Origin of the sequence: Corynebacterium sp. ACRQK, assembly GCF_022345965.1 — a bacterium.
Taxonomy (GTDB): domain Bacteria; phylum Actinomycetota; class Actinomycetes; order Mycobacteriales; family Mycobacteriaceae; genus Corynebacterium.
In genome coordinates this window covers 1-17653 of the sequence record NZ_JAKRMU010000001.1, presented here as the reverse complement: position 1 = coordinate 17653, position 17653 = coordinate 1, and the positions used below count along the sequence as shown (strand labels likewise).

17 protein-coding genes and 1 rRNA gene are annotated in these 17653 nt (G+C 63.1%); all 18 read right to left on the bottom strand.

Going from position 1 to position 17653, the window contains the following annotated elements; translation table 11 throughout:
• Positions 1 to 34: 34 nt before the first annotated feature.
• Positions 35 to 907 carry a pseudouridine synthase gene (locus MHX63_RS00090; RefSeq protein WP_239386564.1) on the bottom strand — a complete coding sequence of 291 codons (873 nt, stop codon included), beginning with the start codon at positions 905 to 907 and terminating at the stop codon, positions 35 to 37.
• Positions 908 to 971: 64 nt separating this feature from the next.
• Positions 972 to 1568, bottom strand: coding sequence for an SMC-Scp complex subunit ScpB (gene scpB / locus MHX63_RS00085; RefSeq protein WP_239386563.1), 597 nt, complete (start codon positions 1566 to 1568; stop codon positions 972 to 974).
• 33 nt (positions 1569 to 1601) lie between these two features.
• The gene (locus MHX63_RS00080; RefSeq protein ID WP_239387130.1) at positions 1602 to 2426 is read right to left on the bottom strand and encodes a ScpA family protein; all 825 of its coding nucleotides are present in this window, start codon (positions 2424 to 2426) and stop codon (positions 1602 to 1604) included.
• A 7-nt stretch (positions 2427 to 2433) separates the two neighbouring features.
• The gene (locus MHX63_RS00075; RefSeq protein ID WP_239386562.1) at positions 2434 to 3327 is read right to left on the bottom strand and encodes a ParA family protein; all 894 of its coding nucleotides are present in this window, start codon (positions 3325 to 3327) and stop codon (positions 2434 to 2436) included.
• Between the two features lie 75 nt (positions 3328 to 3402).
• On the bottom strand, positions 3403 to 4302 hold the full coding sequence (locus MHX63_RS00070) for a site-specific tyrosine recombinase XerD (RefSeq protein ID WP_239386560.1): 900 nt from the start codon (positions 4300 to 4302) through the stop codon (positions 3403 to 3405).
• A complete protein-coding gene (locus tag MHX63_RS00065) occupies positions 4299 to 4955 on the bottom strand; it encodes an NUDIX domain-containing protein (protein WP_239386558.1) in 657 nt (218 codons plus the stop codon). Before MHX63_RS00065 ends, MHX63_RS00070 begins: the two co-directional genes overlap by 4 nt.
• Before the next feature lie 39 nt (positions 4956 to 4994).
• The gene (locus MHX63_RS00060; RefSeq protein ID WP_239386556.1) at positions 4995 to 6662 is read right to left on the bottom strand and encodes a CTP synthase; all 1668 of its coding nucleotides are present in this window, start codon (positions 6660 to 6662) and stop codon (positions 4995 to 4997) included.
• A 63-nt stretch (positions 6663 to 6725) separates the two neighbouring features.
• Positions 6726 to 7658 (bottom strand): copper transporter, encoded by a 933-nt coding sequence (locus tag MHX63_RS00055; protein ID WP_239386555.1) that lies wholly within the window; start codon positions 7656 to 7658, stop codon positions 6726 to 6728.
• 33 nt (positions 7659 to 7691) lie between these two features.
• Complete coding sequence (gene steA / locus MHX63_RS00050) at positions 7692 to 8894, bottom strand: putative cytokinetic ring protein SteA (RefSeq protein ID WP_239386553.1); 1203 nt, start codon at positions 8892 to 8894, stop codon at positions 7692 to 7694.
• Between the two features lie 45 nt (positions 8895 to 8939).
• Positions 8940 to 10613, bottom strand: a complete 1674-nt coding sequence (locus MHX63_RS00045; RefSeq protein WP_239386551.1) for a hypothetical protein — start codon at positions 10611 to 10613, stop codon at positions 8940 to 8942.
• A gap of 197 nt (positions 10614 to 10810) precedes the next feature.
• On the bottom strand, positions 10811 to 11536 hold the full coding sequence (locus MHX63_RS00040) for a hypothetical protein (RefSeq protein WP_239386550.1): 726 nt from the start codon (positions 11534 to 11536) through the stop codon (positions 10811 to 10813).
• A gap of 115 nt (positions 11537 to 11651) precedes the next feature.
• Positions 11652 to 13379 carry a DNA repair protein RecN gene (gene recN, locus MHX63_RS00035; RefSeq protein ID WP_239386548.1) on the bottom strand — a complete coding sequence of 576 codons (1728 nt, stop codon included), beginning with the start codon at positions 13377 to 13379 and terminating at the stop codon, positions 11652 to 11654.
• 2 nt (positions 13380 to 13381) lie between these two features.
• Positions 13382 to 14371, bottom strand: coding sequence for an NAD kinase (locus MHX63_RS00030; RefSeq protein WP_239386546.1), 990 nt, complete (start codon positions 14369 to 14371; stop codon positions 13382 to 13384).
• On the bottom strand, positions 14368 to 15219 hold the full coding sequence (locus MHX63_RS00025; protein ID WP_239386545.1) for a TlyA family RNA methyltransferase: 852 nt from the start codon (positions 15217 to 15219) through the stop codon (positions 14368 to 14370). The genes MHX63_RS00030 and MHX63_RS00025 overlap by 4 nt, the downstream gene beginning before the upstream one ends.
• Positions 15219 to 15395: a hypothetical protein gene (locus MHX63_RS00020; RefSeq protein ID WP_005294519.1), complete on the bottom strand. Its 177-nt coding sequence runs from the start codon at positions 15393 to 15395 to the stop codon at positions 15219 to 15221. The genes MHX63_RS00025 and MHX63_RS00020 overlap by 1 nt, the downstream gene beginning before the upstream one ends.
• Entirely contained in the window at positions 15396 to 16403 is a 1008-nt protein-coding gene (locus tag MHX63_RS00015) for an HAD-IIA family hydrolase (RefSeq protein WP_239386544.1), read from the bottom strand.
• Positions 16404 to 16406: 3 nt separating this feature from the next.
• Positions 16407 to 17315, bottom strand: coding sequence for a lipopolysaccharide assembly protein LapB (locus MHX63_RS00010; protein ID WP_239386543.1), 909 nt, complete (start codon positions 17313 to 17315; stop codon positions 16407 to 16409).
• A 227-nt stretch (positions 17316 to 17542) separates the two neighbouring features.
• Positions 17543 to 17653: ribosomal RNA gene (gene rrf / locus MHX63_RS00005) — 5S ribosomal RNA — on the bottom strand; the annotation flags it as partial.

The following is a 17653-nucleotide window of genomic DNA, read 5'->3' as shown; positions in this document are numbered from 1 at the left end:
GCTGTTTTAGCTGCGCTGGCTGGTTACTGGCTAACTACAGCCCGACCTTCTTGTACATGCTCTGCAGTTCCGCCTGGTTCAGCGCGCGGATCGTGCCCGGCTTCTGCTCGCCCAGCTGCACGGTGTGGATCTTGGTGCGTACCAGCGCCTGCACCGGGAAGCCGGCCTCCTTCAGCATGCGGCGTACGATGTGCTTGCGCCCCTCGTGCAGCTCCACCTTGATCAGCGACTTGCCTTGCCACACGTCCACGATCTGCACGCTGTCGGCGCGGGCAATGCCGTCGTCCAGCTCCACGCCGTCCTTCAGCTCGCGGATCAGCTTGCGGCTCGCCTCGCCCAGCACGGTGGCCATGTAGGTCTTCTTTACTTCGTATTTGGGGTGCATTAGGCGGTTGGCCAGCTCGCCGTCGTTGGTGAGCAGCAGCAGGCCTTCGGTCTGGGCGTCCAGGCGGCCGACGTGGAATAGCCCCTGGCCTTCCTTCAGGCGCGTACCCACCAGGTCTCCTACGCACGGACGGCCCAGGTCGTCGCTCATCGTGGAGTGCACGCCGCGGGGCTTGTTCAGCACGAAGTAGACCATCTCTTCGTTGACCTGCACGCGCTCGCCGTCCACGCGGACGATGTCCACGCTCGGGTCGATGCGGGTGCCCATCTTCACCACGATTTCGCCGTTTACTTCCACGCGACCGGCTGCGATGAGCTTTTCGCTCATGCGGCGGCTAGCCACGCCCGCAGAAGCGAGCACCTTTTGCAGGCGTACCTGGGCCTTCTCCGAATCTGGCTTGTTGAGGGCGGCCTCTGCCTCCTGCGCCGTCACGTGCTGGCGCTTGGCGGGCTTGGCCTGGGATAGGTAGATGTCTTTCGGAGCGGTCTCCGGTGTGCCGTCTCGGCGAGCGGGTGTGTCCACGGTGTTTCTAGCCCTTCGAACTAAAATCTTGAATTATCAGCCCGAACTATACCCCTCAACCTGCTTAATTGTCGATATTGTCCAGGCTGTCGATGCTGTCTACTTCCGGCAGCAGCGGCGCCAGATCCGGCAGTTCCTCCAGCGATTCGATGCCGATCTGTTCCAGGAAAAGTTCGGTCGTCGAGTACAGGTGCGCCCCGCCCTGCTCCCCTGTCTCGGCGATCAGCCCGCGCAGGGAAAGGGTGCGCATCACGCCGTCGCAGTTCACACCGCGCACCGCCGCCACCTGGCTGCGCGTGACGGGCTGCCGGTAGGCCACCACCGCGAGGGTCTCCAGGGCCGCGCGGCTCAGGCGCTGTTGGGTGCCGTCCAGCAGCTTCGCCTCCACCACGTCCGAATTCGCGCGCCTGGTGTACAAGCGGAAAGCCCCCTCATGTTCACGCAGTTCAAAGCCGTTTCCCCGGGCGTCGTACTCCGCTGCGATCTCGTGGAGGGTGCGCGCCACCTCAGCCTCTGGCACCGCATTGTCCTCGTTGGAAAGCACGCGGGCGAGCTCTGTGGGTGTCACTGCCTCGTCGCTTACCAGCAGCAGCGATTCCACGCGGCTGCGCAGCACCGACACCTGCGGCAGCGGCGCGGGGTTGGGGTTTAGATCGCTCATGGTGTGTGCCTTTCTGTTCTTTCTTTGTGACGCCTACTCCCAGTTGCTGGCCGCCACCACCGCTGGATCGACATCCAGCCCGGTCCAAGCCACCGACATGTCCTGCAGCGGCTCGGGCTGCTCGATGCCGATGGCGCGGGCCTTGTACAGCTCCAACAGTGCCAGGAAGCGGCCTACGACGATCATGTTCAGCTCCGCGTCGGCGATGAGCGCACCGAAGGTCACCCAGGAGTTCTCGCCGGCGACCTTGAGGGTATTGAGGATCCGCCCGGCCTGCTCGGGCACGGAGACCGCGACCTGGTGGATGTGTCCGGTGTCCACGTGGTCGGGCTTGGGGCGGAACACGGCGGCGGCCAGCTCGGCGAACTCGTCGGCGGTCTTGCCGATCTTCACCTCAGGCAGCAGGTTTGCGTGGTGCTCCTCCAGGGACAGGGTCGCCGGGTAGGCACGGGCGGCGTCTCGTTGCCAGTCGGCGAAAAGGTCGGCCACCTGCTTGTAGGCGCGGTACTGCAGCAGGCGGGCGAACAGCAGGTCGCGGGTTTCCAGCAGTGCGAGATCTTCCTCGCTGTCCACCTCACCGCGCGGCACCAGGCGGGCTGCTTTGAGGTCCAGCAGCGTGGAGGCGACCACCAAGAACTCCGTGACCTCGTCCAGGTCCTCGGCGCTGGAGCTCAAGTTCTTGGTGTAGGCGATGAACTCGTCGGTGACTTGAGCCAGAGCGACCTCGGTGATGTCCAGCTTGTGGGAGTGGATCAGCTGCAGCAGCAGGTCGAACGGGCCATCGAAGTTAGCCAGCGCCACCCGGAAGCCAGTGATCTCCGGCTGTTCCGGCTGCTCCGACTGCGCTGGCTCCTGCACGGGCTGGCTAGATCTGCTGAGCGACGCGCTCAATGACTTCCTTCGCCAGGTTCGAGTACTGCACGGCGCCAGATGAGCTCGGCGCCCAGGTGTTGATCGGTTCGCCGGCTACCGAGGTCTCCGGGAAGCGCACGGTGCGGGTGATGACGGAGTCGAAGACCTTGTCCCCGAACGCCTCCACCAGCCGCTCCATCACCTCGCGGGCGTGCAGGGTCCGGCGGTCGAACATCGTCACCAGGATGCCCAGCACTTCGAGCTTGAAGTTCAGGCGGTCGCGGACCTTATCCACCGTGTCCATCAGCAGCGCCAGGCCGCGCAGGGAAAAGTACTCGGACTCCACCGGAATGATCACCGAATCCGCACAGCTCAGCGCGTTGACCGTCAGCAGACCCAGCGAAGGTTGGCAGTCGACGATGATGAAGTCGTAGTCGCGCATCACGGGCCGCAGCGCGCGGGCCAGGGCTTGCTCGCGGCCGACCTCGTTCACCAGCTGGATCTCCGCAGCCGACAGGTCGATATTCGCCGGAACGACGTCCAGACCGTCGACGGGGCTGGAGTGGATGGCGTCCAGAATAGAGGCCGAAGAATCGACCAACAGGTTGTAGACCGTAACGTCCAACTCGTCGTGGCTAATGCCCAGACCTGCGGACAGTGCGCCCTGCGGGTCCAGGTCCACCAGCAGCACCTTGCGGCCGAACGAGGCCAGCGAAGCACCGATGTTGATTGTCGAGGTGGTCTTGCCCACTCCGCCCTTCTGGTTGCACATCGCGATGATGGCCGCCGGGCCGTGGCGGTCCAACGGCTCGGGGTCCGGCAGCTCCTTGATCGGTCGTCCGGTCAGGCCGATGCGCTGATCGGGCTTATCAAACAACGCATCCGCGTGTGACTGTGAACGTGACATCGGCGATCCCGTCAAGCCCTTTCCCTTGATTGTGATAAAAAGCCTTTAATTACACCCTAGAGATTATCAGGCGCACTAGGTACGGGGGTGAGATGAGGCCCAAATTTCCCTCAAGTGCTCAGGGCTGACCTTGGTGTAAATCTGCGTAGTGGCCACGCTAGCGTGCCCGAGAAGTTCCTGCACCACACGAATATCCGCACCGCCCTCCAACAGGTGCGTGGCGAAGCTATGGCGCAGACTGTGCGGCGAAACGTGCTCTAGCCCCGCCGCCTCCGCCGCCTGCGAAACGATCTTGAAGCCCGATTGTCGGCCGAGGCGCGCCCCGCGGTTGTTGAGGAACAGCGCGGGGCTGCCCTTCTTGTTCAGGCTCGGCCGTGCGCGCACCAGGTAGCGCTCCACTGACTCCAGCGCGGGGCGACCGAGCGGCACGATGCGTTCCTTGCCACCCTTGCCGCGCACCAGCAGCACGCGCTGTTCCCGGTCGAGGTCGTCAACGTCGAGGTCGAGAAGTTCGGTGATGCGCGCGCCGGTCGAGTAGAGCATCTCGAGCAGCGCACGGTCGCGGATGTTTATTTGGGACGCCCCGTCGCCCGCCGGCACCGCGTTCAGCAAAGCCTCTACCTGTGCCAGGCTCAGGGCCTTCGGGATGGAACCGCCCAGCGAGGGCGTGGGAACGTCCGCTGCAACGTCGAAGTGCAAGCGGCCATCGGCATGGGCGAAGGAGTGCAGCCCGCGGATCGCCGCCAGCCCGCGGGCGGCGGAGGATGCCGCGAGGTTCAGATCCTTGCGGAGATAAACCAGGTGGTCCTCGATGTCCGCGGCGGTGACGTCCTGCAGCGCCTTGGCCCCTAGCCACTCCAGGTAGCGATCGAGGTCGCGCTGGTAGTTCGACAGGGTGTGTACGGACACATCGCGCTCGGTCTTTAAGTGCCGGATATAGGCAGTGACGAGCTTGCGGTTGGCCTCTGCGCTCAACGGATAAACTTCATGTCCGTGCCGGGCTTAGCTTCCGCGCTGGCGGAGCGGCGATCGGCGAGGCCGGAGTGGTAGTTGAAGACCTCGGAGACGTCCCGGCGGGTGCCTGCGGCCAGGTGCAGCAGGGCGATGGTGGCAATGGAGTTTTCCACCTTGCCTGTCTGCACCCACTCAATGGCTTCGGGGATGGACACCCAGCGGGTTTCAATCTCCGCCTCCTCGAACTCAGCCTCCGGCAAGTCGAAGTCGGAGAGGTCATCGTCCAAGTCTTCGGCCAGGTAGACGCGGCACATTTCTTCACTGAAGCCCGGGGAGGTCACGACATCCCCCAGCAGGTGCCAGTTGTGGGCGCGCAGGCCAGCTTCCTCGGCCAGCTCACGGCGGGCAGCCTCCAGGGGATCCTCCCCCACCAGATCCAGCAGGCCGGCGGGGATCTCCCACAAGTGGCGGCCCACGCCGTGGCGGTACTGGCGGATCATCATCACGTGGTTATCGCGCACGGCGGCGACCGCGACTGCGGAGAAGTGCTCCACGATCTCGCGCTTCGCCTCGCCGGTGGCGGTGGTGATGGTATCGCGTCGCACGCCGATGATTGGTGCGTCCAGCAGCAGTTCACTATCTACAACGCGGTACGGGGTGCTGTCGTTGCTCATGACTCCCTAGTGTAGGAGCGCTGGATTAGGAGCGCCGGTTTAGGGGCGTTCAGCCTGGTGCTTCAGCGCAGCGTCCACCAGCCCCTGGAACAGCGGGTGGGAGCGGGTCGGGCGGGACTTGTACTCCGGGTGAGCCTGGGTGGCCACGAAGTACGGGTGCACGTCCTTCGGGTACTCCACGAACTCCACCAGGGTGCCGTCCGGGGAGGTGCCGGAGAACTGCAGGCCGGAACCTTCGGTGATCTGCTCGCGGTATGCGTTATTCACCTCGTAGCGGTGGCGGTGGCGCTCCGAGACGTCGGTGGCGCCGTACATCTCAGCGACCAGGGAGCCTTCGGCCAGACGCGCCGGGTAGGCGCCCAGACGCATGGTTCCGCCCAAGTCTGCCTCGCCTGAGACAGCCGCCTTCTGCTCCTCCATGGTGGAAATCACAGGGGTGGAGGCGTTGGCGTCAAACTCGGTAGAAGAAGCATCGGTGAGCCCCGCGGTGCGCGCGGCCTCGATCACGATGCACTGCAGACCCAAGCAAATGCCCAACAGCGGCAGCTTGTTCTTGCGTGCGTAGGTGATGGCGCCGATCTTGCCCTCGATGCCGCGATTGCCGAAGCCACCGGGGATGACCACACCGTCGACATCCTTCAAAGCCTCGGCCGCGCCCTTCTCGGTTTCGCACTCGTCGGAGGCGATCCACTTCACGTTGGCACGCACGTTGGCACCGAAACCGCCAGCGCGGATGGCTTCCGCGACGGAGAGGTACGCATCCGGCAGGTCGATGTACTTGCCGACGATGCCGATGGTCACCTCGCCCTGCGGGTTGTGGACGCTCTCCAGCAGGTTGCCCCAGGTCGTCCAGTCCACGTCACGGAACGGCAAGTTCAGGCGACGGATGATGTAGTTATCCAGGTGCTGGGAATGCAGCACCTTCGGGATGTCATAAATGGAAGGCGCATCCGGGCAGGAAACCACGCCGTCCTCGTCCACGTCGCACATCAGGGCGATCTTGGACTTCATGGCCTGCGGGACCTCACGGTCGGCGCGCAGGACGATTGCATCCGGGACGATACCGATGCTGCGCAGCTCCGCGACGGAGTGTTGGGTCGGCTTCGTCTTCAACTCGCCCGACGGCGCCAGGTAAGGAACCAGAGAAACGTGGATGAAGGCGATGTTCTCGCGACCGGCCTCGTGACGGACCTGACGGATGGCCTCCAGGAAGGGCTGGGACTCGATGTCACCGACGGTGCCACCGATCTCGCTGATGACGACGTCCGGCGCCTGGCCGTTCTTATCCGGCTGCCCCATGGCCAGCACTGCGGCCTTGATTTCGTCGGTGATGTGCGGGATCACCTGGACGGTCTTGCCCAGGAACTCTCCGCGGCGCTCCTTGGCGATGACGTTGGAGTACACCTTGCCGGTGGTCACGTTGCCCGCGGCGGAGAGGTTGCGATCCAGAAAACGCTCGTAGTGGCCGAGATCGAGGTCGGTCTCCGCACCGTCCTCGGTGACGAACACTTCGCCATGCTCGAAGGGGTTCATGGTGCCCGGATCAACGTTCAGGTACGGATCCAGCTTCTGCATCGTTACGCGCAGACCACGGGAGGACAGCAGCTGCCCCAGGCTTGCTGCTGTGAGCCCCTTGCCCAGCGAGGACGCCACGCCGCCGGTGACGAAGATGTATTTAGTGCTGTTCTTTGCACAATTAGTGGCCAAGGTAACTCCCGAATCAACGACGCTTAAACTTCGCTATCTACGGGGTTTCAGCCTAACACAAGCCTATTCAGGCGTAGCATCCGACGCGTTCGCAGCAGCGCCGTAGTGCCCCGCCTTGCCGTCCTTCTGCTGGCCCAGCGCGCGAATCGTGGCGATGCGACCTGCGACGGTGTCCACGTTATCCACGGTGGAAACGGCTTCCTTCGAAGCCCGGTCCGCACGAACCTGGCCCACCGCGCCGTCGTCCTCTGCACTGCCTGCCTGGGCGGCAAGAACGGCGCCCTTCATGCGGGAATCCAAGCCAGCGGCGAAGTCGGCGACGAACTTGGTGCCGTAGTTGCCGCGGTCCTTGTCGTCGGCAGTGTCCCCGCCCACGACCAGGGCCAGGTCGGCGGTCTTCGGCGCCTCTCCTTGGTAAGCGATGAAGTCCTCGTTGGATAGTGCGCCCAGGGCCACGCCCCGGTCCGATTCGCTGGCTTCCTTGTCACCTACGCCCAGGGCTGCGCCCAGCAGCTGGCCGGTGTGCATACCCGGGTCCAGCTTGTCTTCCGAAAGCTTCGCGCCAGCCGGCAGGGAGTTCGCCGCGATGGACTTCAGAGAGTCTCCATTGTTGGCGTCCAGCGCCTTCTCCGTCACCTCGATCACACCGTGGACTTCCCCACCGGCCATTTTGACCAGGCGCTGGAGGCTATCGACGTTGGCCTGGTCGGCGTCCGGAAGCACAAAAAGGTCTACCGACGAACCGCGCAACAGGTTGCGCACCGCCGGGCCCGCGACGGAGCCCAAGACCTTGTCGCTGGCGGTGGACTGTCCCTCAGCCTTCTCGCGCGCGGTTTGCTCGCTCTTTAGCTCCTGCTCGGCGGAGGAATCCTTTGCCACAGGCCCGCCCGGCACGTTCGGGGCGAGGGCGAAAAATCCCAGTGCTGTGCCGACGGCCACGCCGAAGCCCAGGCCGGCGATCACTCTGCCGGCGGAGCCCTTCGAGTTCTTGCTCATGCTTTTGCCTCTTGTCTCCCTGCTATTCCTGCGTTACTTCTTGAACAGATCCTGCACGCTCAGCGCGAAGTTGTTCCAGGTGTCCACGAGGTTGTCCACGAAAGATCCATCGCCAGAGAAGCCGATGATCACAACGATGGCGGCCAGGGCGACCAGGATGCCCAGCAGCGCCCAGATCCAACCGCCGCCAGAGCGGGAAACACGATAGAGCTCCGCCACTGCGGTGGAGTCGACCAGGCGGGGGCCAACGCGCAGGCGGGACATCAAAGCCGACGGGGTTTCCGGCGACTGGGCGCGCTGGAACACGCGATCAAGATCCTCCGCCTCGCCGAGGCTTACCACCATGGATGCACCGTGGTAGTTGGCCAGCAGCAGCGCCAAGTCGGTCGGATCCTGGGTGGCGGCGGGGAAAGTCATGGCGCCCACGCCGAGGTCCTGGATACGTTCCAGGCCAACCGCGTGGCCGTCCGGGTCTGCGGGCAACACGACGGTGGCGCCGCAGCGCAGAGCCTCGTTGGAGATCTTCTCCGGGTCGCCGATGATCACGTTCGGGCGGTAGCCCTCCCGCATCAGGCTGTCGGCTGCGTTCTCCACAGCGACAATGATTGGCGAATACTCGCGCATGAAGTAGCGCAGGTCCTTCAGCTTCTGCTCGATGTTCGCATCAGGGCTGGCCACCAGCACCTTCCGATCGTCCATGTCCACGTCGACATCCGGGATGCCGAGACCATCGACCAGCAGCGGGGCCTCGGAGCGGACGAACTCGGACATATTGCCAGACAGGGCTTCCATGTGGTCGCCGAGCGCCTCGCGGGCGTCCTCGAAGCGGGTGGCGGCGGTATCCATGTCCAGGAATTCGCCACCGCCGATGGAGCGGTCGCCGTAGTAGACCTTGCCCTCGTCAACGCGGCCCTTCTTGCCGTTCTTGACCTTGGAGAGCAGGTCCTCGCCGGCGTTTTCGATCAGCAAAATGTCTGCGTCGAGCATCATCTGCGGTCCGAAGTTCGGCACCTGGCCGGTGGTGAACTGTTGTGCGTTCACCACGGCGGCTACGCGCGCGTCGATGAGTTTTTGGCAGTTAGCACGGTTGATATCGGGTTCGTCGACAATGGCAATGTCGCCCTCGGAGATCCTGGCCTTCGTAAATCCCTTGGGTCCGGTGAGGTCACGGGTGGCGCCGTTGATTCCGGGCTGGTCGCTGCGGGAGAAAATCATGCCCACCATTGTGGTATTCATGTGGCCTGTGTTGCGTTAGGCGCGCCGGTGAAAGGCTGTTTTGCTCTAACGAATCACCTTCTTTACAGTCTGTTGCGCAGTAGCTCGGTCGGCGTCCCGTTCCTTCCGGTCACGCGCCTTCTTCCCGGAGATCAGCGGATCCTCTCCGCTAAGGAAAATGCGGCGGAAGTACGAGCGATCCTGCTTGCCGAATGTCACCGCCGACCCGCGCAGACCAGTCTTCTCCCCCTTGCCTGCTCGGCCGATGCTTGTTCCTCTGCCCATTGCTGTGGACGCCACGTTCCCGCCGCCCTTCACTCCAGCACCGCCCTTTGCGCCAGTGGTTCCGTGGACTGCAGAGGTTGCACTCTTTCCGGAGTTGGGAGTGTTCGCGTGCGCGTTCTCGCCGTGAGGGGCGTGGAGAGGGCTGGAGATTGCTTTCAGGCTGCCCGGGAGGTTCGGGCGAGGTGCCGTGGTGGAGACGTTTCGCAAGTCTGCCTTAGGGGTGCCGGTGACGGAGTTTGCACCGCTTCCGGAACCGGCGCCTCCACTGATGTTGCGAAGCTGTGGGCCGCTCCCCCTGCCTCCCAGTTCACTGACCGCGCCGGGGCGCCCAGCTGCGCCATTTCCGGCGCCGAAGCGATTCTGTGCGTTGATGAGGTTCTCCGTCCCGGGCATGGAAGTACCGCCCTGGCCGGGAGCGGTTGGAGTGGCGGTGGCCGTGGCTGCTTGGTGCGGGGCTATCGTTGGCGCCTGTGCCGGTGACGTGATGCCTCCGGGCGCAAATCCGGGCGCCTGAGGTGCTGCTGTGGCCGCTGCGGGTTGGACGGGTGCGGGCGTGTTGGCAGGGGTGTGCAAACCACCTGGCGCGGGAGCTGCGTGAGTGGCTGCGGGAGCTGCAGTGGGTTTAGGTGCATTCGTTGCTGCGTTGGCAGCTTGCTCGCCGTGCGCCGTGGCGCTTGCCGGAGAAACGGCATTCGTGTGGCCGTTGATGTGCGTGACCGTCGGTTGCGCGGAGGCGGCGGAGACGGTGGTGGCGTCCAGAGTTCCTCCACCAGAGTGCCCAACGATCGGAACCCCGAGGTTGGAGACGGGAGGGCGCACCATCTCTAGGGATGGCTGCAGTTGCGAGGAAACGAAGTTGGCGACGGCGGCTTGTTCGGCGAGTAGGCGTTCCGCAGGGTCGGCGATCAGCGAGGTTGTAGCTTGGATGGTTTCAAGTGCTTGCAGGTTCGTGCTGCGAACGAGTGGGAACTGGCGAACGGAGCCGGCCATTGCGGTGGTGTTGGAGGCGACGACGAGCCCGGTTTTGTGGACGTCATCGATGGCCTCACGGGCTGTGTCGAAGGAGTAACCCTCGGAGGAGCTGGCCAGGCCAGTGGATGCGCTCTTGAGGTTATCCATGGAGTCTTTGAGCGCCTTGGCCGCATTTTCCCAAGAATCCGCGACCGCGAGAGGCGCGGAATCATCCCCCTGGAAAGCTGAAATGAGGGACGCAAGCGGCATCGTGGCTTCCGCAACAGTCACGGGCGTGTTGTACATCAGGTTGTCGATCGACCGGGAATCGCGGGTTGGGATAAAAAACTTCCGCATCTTGTTGTCGGCGACCGAGACCTGGGAATTTACCTGATCAAAGGATTGTTTGCTGAAATGCTCCTGCAGGTCGAAGCCTTCCAGTTGGTTGGAGAATACCTCCAACAGCCAACTCACATTGGACTTAAGAATGTCCAGTACTTCCATCGCTGATCCTGACTGACCAGACCAGAAAGTACTGTGCTGCACGAACGCTGAACCCAACGAAGGAACCGTTGTATAGGCTCCTTTGCTCCTGACAGCATCAGAAAAGGTGATTAGCGCATCATTTGCTTCTGTTAATGAGTTTTGAACTTTACTCAGCGCCGCTAAATCGAACTTTAACATTGTCCCCCCCGTTTACTTTATGTCAAATTATAGAATAACTGCCACACTAGCTTTACGGCATGACATTGATACTTCCCGCCATAGCTATCATCTATCGAATGAAAAGTTGTATATCCTACAATCATTTCATCTTCTTCCACTCCATAACGACAATCCACTTCATTTGAATCCAACCATTCAATCAACAGGGGATCATCTTCTGGATTTAACTCACGTTCTTGAACTTTCCGTGTTCTTTCATCAATATTCGTGTCGTATGTCAAAGAGATGAACGTGGGGCCGACAGAATACCCCCTGAAATCAATATCTGAGAACCCACATCTCGAAAATCCAGAAAAACTCATTCCTTTTCTCCGCTCAAACCCCACCTCCTCCATTCGCTCGATCACTTTCTCGTTGCACACATCAGGCAGACCAGCCAGCGGATCGTCGGGAGCCTTCCCCTCTAGCTTCGGAAGTTCTATGGGATCCCCCACGAACTTCTGCGATGCCCACACATAGTGCTCCCACGGATCCGTCGGCTCGGTCTCGAACCACATCCCCTTGTGCCCCTCAGGTTTTAGCATACGGCCGTCGCCTTCGGCCTCACCCGAACCCGAGTTATCCACAGGCCCGTCGCCTGTAGGTTGCTCCTCAGTTTCAGCAAAAGCGCCGGTCAGTGCAGGTTCATCCCCCTCGCTGCCACACGCAGTCAACGCAAATCCAAAAAAAATTAGAAACACACTTGCCGCTACACGCTTCACCGTCTTAGCCCCCACACACTGCACGCAGATCGCTGCGGGTGCGCGCTCCCCCTCTTAACACAGCACCACTGTAGCGCCGATCACACCCCCGCGCCCGCTGGCAGAAAAATTTTTTCTACAGCTCCGCTTTCGCTTCCGTAGCCATCGCTATCAGCTCTTCGGCGTGAGCCCGCCCCGTCTCGGACTCCAAACCAGCCAACATGCGCGACAGCTCCTCCACCCGCTCATCCTCGCTGAGCGTGCGGACCGAGGAGGTTACCGAGTCCGCGGAGGTCGCCTTAGCCACGTACACGTGGGCGTCACCAAACGCAGCAACCTGGGGCAAGTGAGTAACGACGATGACCTGATTATCAACCGCCAACTTCGCCAGACGGCGCCCGATCTCCACGGCAGCTTTACCGCCAACGCCCGCGTCGACCTCGTCGAAGACCATCGTCCGGCCGCCCTCCGTTCCCGCGGCCAACACGACCTCTAGCGCCAGCATCACGCGCGAAAGTTCACCGCCGGAAGCCGAACCCGCCAGCGGATTCACATTGCCCCCCTGCACCAGCTGGAACTCCACCTCGTCGAAGCCGTGCGGCCCGAGCTCGCCCGCCTTCTCATCCGCTTTCTCACCGGGCTGCCGCACGTCAACGCGGATCTCGGCCGACATATGCAGTCCCCGGATCTCTTCGGTGACGGCCTTCGAAAATTTTTTGGACGCCCTCACGCGCGCCGAAGACAACTCCTCAGCCACCGCGCGCGCCGCATCCCGCGCAGCCGCGACATCGTCCTGCAGCTTCTGCAACGCCTCATCGGAAACGTCCATGGACTCTAGACGCTCGCGCGCCTGATCGCGCCACGCCAGCGCCCCATCCACGTCCACGGCATACTTGCGCAGCTCTCGCAGCTGGGTCTGGCGCTGCAGCAGCCCGTCCAGCTCGTCGGGGTCGGGAACGTCCAACAGTGCCTGTCCGATCTCGGAGGAAATGTCGGCCAGCAGCACGCTCACCTCGCCCAGCCGGTCCGCCAGGTCGGAAAGGTTGCCGCCCTCCGCCTCGGTATCCGTCAGGTTGGTCAGCTCGTTGGTCGCCTGGCCAACCAGGGCACTAGCGCCTTCGGAATCGCCGAAATCATCTCCGGACAGGCCATCCATGCCGTCCAGGGCCGCCTGGGCACGTTGCAGACCCGCGCGAATATCATCCGCGGCCTGCAGGCGTTTGATCTGCGCCTTAACCTCCACGTCCTCGCCCGGCTGCGGGTCGATCTCGTCTATCGCCTCCACCGCGCGCTGCAGAGTTTCGCTCTCCAGGGCCAGATCGCGGCGCGCCTCCATGCGACGGCGCAGATCCTTATCCAAACGCAGCCACTCAGCGCGGCGAGCCTGGTAGGTGGCGACCTTCTCCCCCAGCCCCGCGTAGTCATCCAAGGCACCGAGCTGACGCACCGGATCCAGAAGCCGCAGTTGGTCGTTTTGCCCGTGGATCGTAATGACGTGGCCCGCGAACTCTCCCAGCACGCCCGCAGCCACAGTCTTGCCTGCCAGGTGCGCACGCGAACGCCCCGTGGCGTTCACCGTACGGGAAGCAATGACCTCCCCGTCGTCGACATACCCGCCGACCTGCTCAACCAGCTCATCCACGGCAGCGGAATCCGCAGAGAAAATCCCCTCCACGCTGGCCCTGTCCGCGCCATTGCGCACGCGGGAAGCATCAGCCCGGTGCCCGGAAAGCAGACGCAGGGAACTAACCACCATCGTCTTACCCGCACCGGTCTCGCCGGTAACAACGCTCAAGCCCGTGGAAAACTCCGCCGTCGCCTCCTCGATCACGCCGAGGTTGCGAATGTGTAGTTCGTGCAGCATTACTAGTGGCGCGGACCCCTCCAGCCCGTCACGGGCAGACGGAACTTGTGTACCAGGCGGTCGGTAAACGGAGCCGAATCGAGGCGCACCCAGCGCACCGGCTGCGGGCCGCGGCGGATCTCCACGCGCGCTCCCGGGGGCATGTGGATCTGGCGGAAACCATCCATCACCACGGTCGCGGGCGAAGTCGACGGGTTCGTCTCCACTGCCACCATCGAGTTCGGGGAGACCACCAGCGGGCGGCTAAAGAGCGTGTGCGCGTTGCTGGTTACCACCAGAATCGCATCCAGCTCTGGCCACAGAACCGGGCCACCTGCACTGAAGGCGTAGGCGGTGGATCCTGTGGGCGTCGATACCAAAACACCGTCACAACCGAACGAAGAAACAGGGCGCTCGTCGACCTCCAGGATCGTATCTAGCACGCCCTGGCGGTTGAGGTTCTCCACAGAGCATTCGTTCAGTGCCCAGCCGGTGCCCAGCACACGGCCGTCCATGTCGCGGGCGGTGATCGACAAGGTCATGCGGTCTTCAATGCGGTAATCGCGGTCGATCACCCGATCCACAGCCTCCTGCAGCGATTCCTGCTCCCACTCGGCAAGGAAGCCGATATGGCCCATGTTGATGCCCAGCACCGGTACGTCCGCGGAGTGCGCAATGTCAGCTGCGCGCAGGAAGGTGCCATCGCCGCCCAGGACGATCACCATCTCCACGCCCGTGGCGGCTTCCTTGGTGTGGCCGAAACGCTTGAAGCGCCCCAGAATCTCGTGGCGAGCCACCGGAGCAGGATCGGCCGTGGCCATCACGCGAACGTTGATGCCACCCTTTTGCAGCCGCGACGCTGCCTCCGCCGCCAGGCCTAGGTTCTCGTGCACACCGGTGTGCGCGACCAGTAGAACCTCGCGCTCGGTCTTCGCGCCCGAAGTAGCCTCGGTGCCCTTGTCACCAGATTCCGCGCCCTGATCCGCGGCGTGGTCAGTCCCCGGTGTGGTCACTGCGGGCCCTCCTTAATGGCGGTTGCAATCATCTCGTCCAAGCCGGTGTAGTCAGCCTCTTCAACCATGCTAGGTGAAACCGCAGCACTGTCCTTGACCAACCAAAGAAAATACTCAACATTGCCGCTCGGCCCCGGCAGCGGAGAGGCGACAACGGCCTTTGTACTCAAACCATACTTCATCGCTTCGACGGCCACCTCGCGGGTCACTTCCGCACGCAATTCGGGGCTGCGGACCACCCCGCCGTGGCCCAGACGATCCTTGCCGACCTCGAACTGCGGCTTCACCATCGGCAGCAGATCCCCGCCTTCCATCACGCACGCGGACAGCGCGGGAAGCACCAGGCGAATAGAAATGAAGCTCAAGTCCCCCACCATCAGATCCACCTGTCCGCCAAGGTTTTCGGGGGTGAGGGTACGCACGTTCGTGCGATCCATCACGTCCACCCGGTCGTCGTTCTGCAGCCGCCAGATCAACTGGCCGTAGCCCACGTCCACTGCCTTTACCTTCGCCGCACCGCGATCCAGGCACACATCGGTAAAGCCGCCGGTGGAGGCTCCGGCATCCAGGACGGTTTTGCCTTCCACGCTGAGGCCCTGCGGTTCGAAAGCCTCAAGTGCTCCCAGCAGCTTGTGCGCGCCGCGGCTTGCCCAGCGGTCGTCCTCGGATTCTGCGACCTTGATGGATACGTTCCCGTCCACGCCGCTGGCCGGCTTCTTCGCCAGCATGCCGTTGACGGTCACGCGCCCGGACTTGATCATTTCCTGGGCATGCTCGCGACTGCGGGCGATCTTCCGCGCCACCAGTTCCGCGTCCAGGCGCTGCAGCTTCGGCCCTCTTTTGGCCATTAGCGTTCGCCTCCGAGTGCCTCGTTGACTACCCGGTGAGCTTCTTCCAGCACTGCTGCTTCTTCGGCGCCGTGGACGTCGCGCGCGAGTAGCTCGTCGACGGCCTGTGCCAGCTCTTCTTGTTGACGCCTACTGTCCCCCGACAGCATCGAAGGTTTCGGTTGCCCCTCGCCCACTTACTTCCAACCTCCCAGGGCCTCCATGGCCTGCGCGTCTGCTCCTACAAAGTCGATGTTCTCAGCCCTAGTGATCTGCGGGATCTCCGGGTCGTCGATCAGCTTCCACGCCAGCGGCGCAGCCACGGCCAGCGCTTCGGCGGCCATGACTTCCACGTCTCCCAGCTCGCCGGCGGTCACGCGGATGCGAGCTGTTCCCTCGTCCACGCTCGCGGACCAGCCGGGCAGGTGGTCGCGTAGGTTACCCGCAATGAACTTGGGTCGGTGGGACGAAGGGGCGTCAATAATATCGGTGTGGGTAGACACCCCAGTGACGGTGCAGAGCGTGTCCATCCCCGCGGCGTTACCACCTGCGATGTCGGTATCCAGACGATCGCCGACGGCCAGGGGCTTCGTAGAACCGACGCGGCGGGCGGCGACCTCGAACATGGCGGGGCCAGGCTTACCAGCGGATTCGGGAGTGACTCCCGTGGCGGAAGTCACGGCTGCGACCATAGAACCGTTGCCGACCAGAAAACCACGCTCGGAGGGCAAGGTCGTATCCAAGTTGGAGGCAAAGTAGCGGGCGCCGCGCTGGATGGCCAGGGCGCCCTCGGAGAGGCGTGCCCAGTTGTTGTCCGGGCTGTGGCCGTGGAAAACAACATGCGGCTGGTCGTCGGCGGTCTCCGTAAGCTCGAAACCGGCGTCGGCCACCAACTGCTTAAAGGAATCGTGGCCGATAACGTATGCAATTGGCTGCTCGATACTGCACTCGGCGATGTAGCGCTTTCCCAGGTCGCAGGCGGCCATGGCGGAGGTAACTACCTCTTCCGCCTTCGCCGGGAAGCCCATGGAGTTCAGGTGCTCGGCGACCTGCTGCGGGGCGCGCGAGGCATTGTTGGTTACGTACATGACCTTGCGGCCTGCCAGGCCTTCTGCCGCGCCAGGAATCGGGGTGTGGCCAGAGAACACGGTGCCGTCGAGGTCCGCCAGCAGAGCGTCGTAGTTATCCAGCAGCGGGTGTGCCATGGGCTACTTATCCTTGTCCTGATTTGCACCGTTAGAGTCCGAGCCCAGTTCAGCCAGACGATCCGGAACGTCCAGAACCTCTTCGGTATCCATTTCGCCTGCACGAGTGAACCAGTCAATCGCTTCATCCGTGCGCTTGGCGGTGGCAAGCGCGTCTGCGTAGGCGTAGTACAGGCGCATCCGGGTTACGTCTGGGGCCTCGGCGTTGTCCAGCTGAGCTTCCAGGGCCAGCAGGGCTTCGTCGGACTGGCCGAGATCCTGGTGGGCGCCGGCGACGACGATGGCCAGCTCTGCTTTGGATTCGGCGTCGAGCTTGTCGGCCTGCGGGTCGTTGGCTACTTCCAGGGCTTTCTCGGGCTTGCCTAGCCCGCGCTCCGCGTCGGCGAGGACGGGCAGCAAACCGGGACCTCCAGCCATACGGCGAGCAGCGCGCAGCTCGGAGATGGCTTCCTTCCACTCGCCTGCGTGGTAGGCAACAATGCCGCAGGTTTCGCGGGCAACGGAGACTCGACCTGCGCGGTCCTTGGCGGCGCGAGCGTGGGCGAGCGCCTTCTCCGGCTCATCGTCTAGGAGCGTGGCGGCCATGATCAGGTGTTTTGCCACCATGTCCGCGTTGTCCTTGGAGAGGCTGCGGAGTTCCTGGCGTACGGAAGGGTCGAGCTCCTTCGGATCGAGATCCTGGGGAACCTCTGGTTCGTTAAGCCGCTTGTTGAGGCGCTCTTCGCGGTAGCCGGTCCGTTGCGGGCCGCTGTGTGGGCCACGCTGGGTTTCCCAGTTGGAGCCGCGCTTCTTGTTGGAGTTGCGGCTGGGGCGACCGCCGCGGTTGGGCTTGAAGCCGCCCTTGTTGCGGAATTTGCCCTCCCCCTGGGGCCGGCCACCGCGTCCGCGATTTTTGCTTGAGTTTTCAGCCATGCTTGGGGGTACACCTTCCGTCGTCTTCGTCTTTTCGGGTTGTAGGGCCCGTCCCGTGAACCTTATCAATCCTAGTTTCGCTTGTTGCGGAGGCGCAATGTTGTTGACTTTTACTAATGACGCCTACTTTTCCGCAGCTTTGCGATAAAGGCATAAAAAATGAGGTGTGGGTTGCTGCAACCTTTTGAAAGGCTACAACGACCCACACCCCACTTCTTTAGTTTTAGTGCCGGCGGTGACTTACTCTCCCACACCCTCCCAGGTGCAGTACCATCAGCGCAGGTAGGCTTAGCTTCCGGGTTCGGAAAGGGACCGGGCGTGACCCCACCGCTAACAAC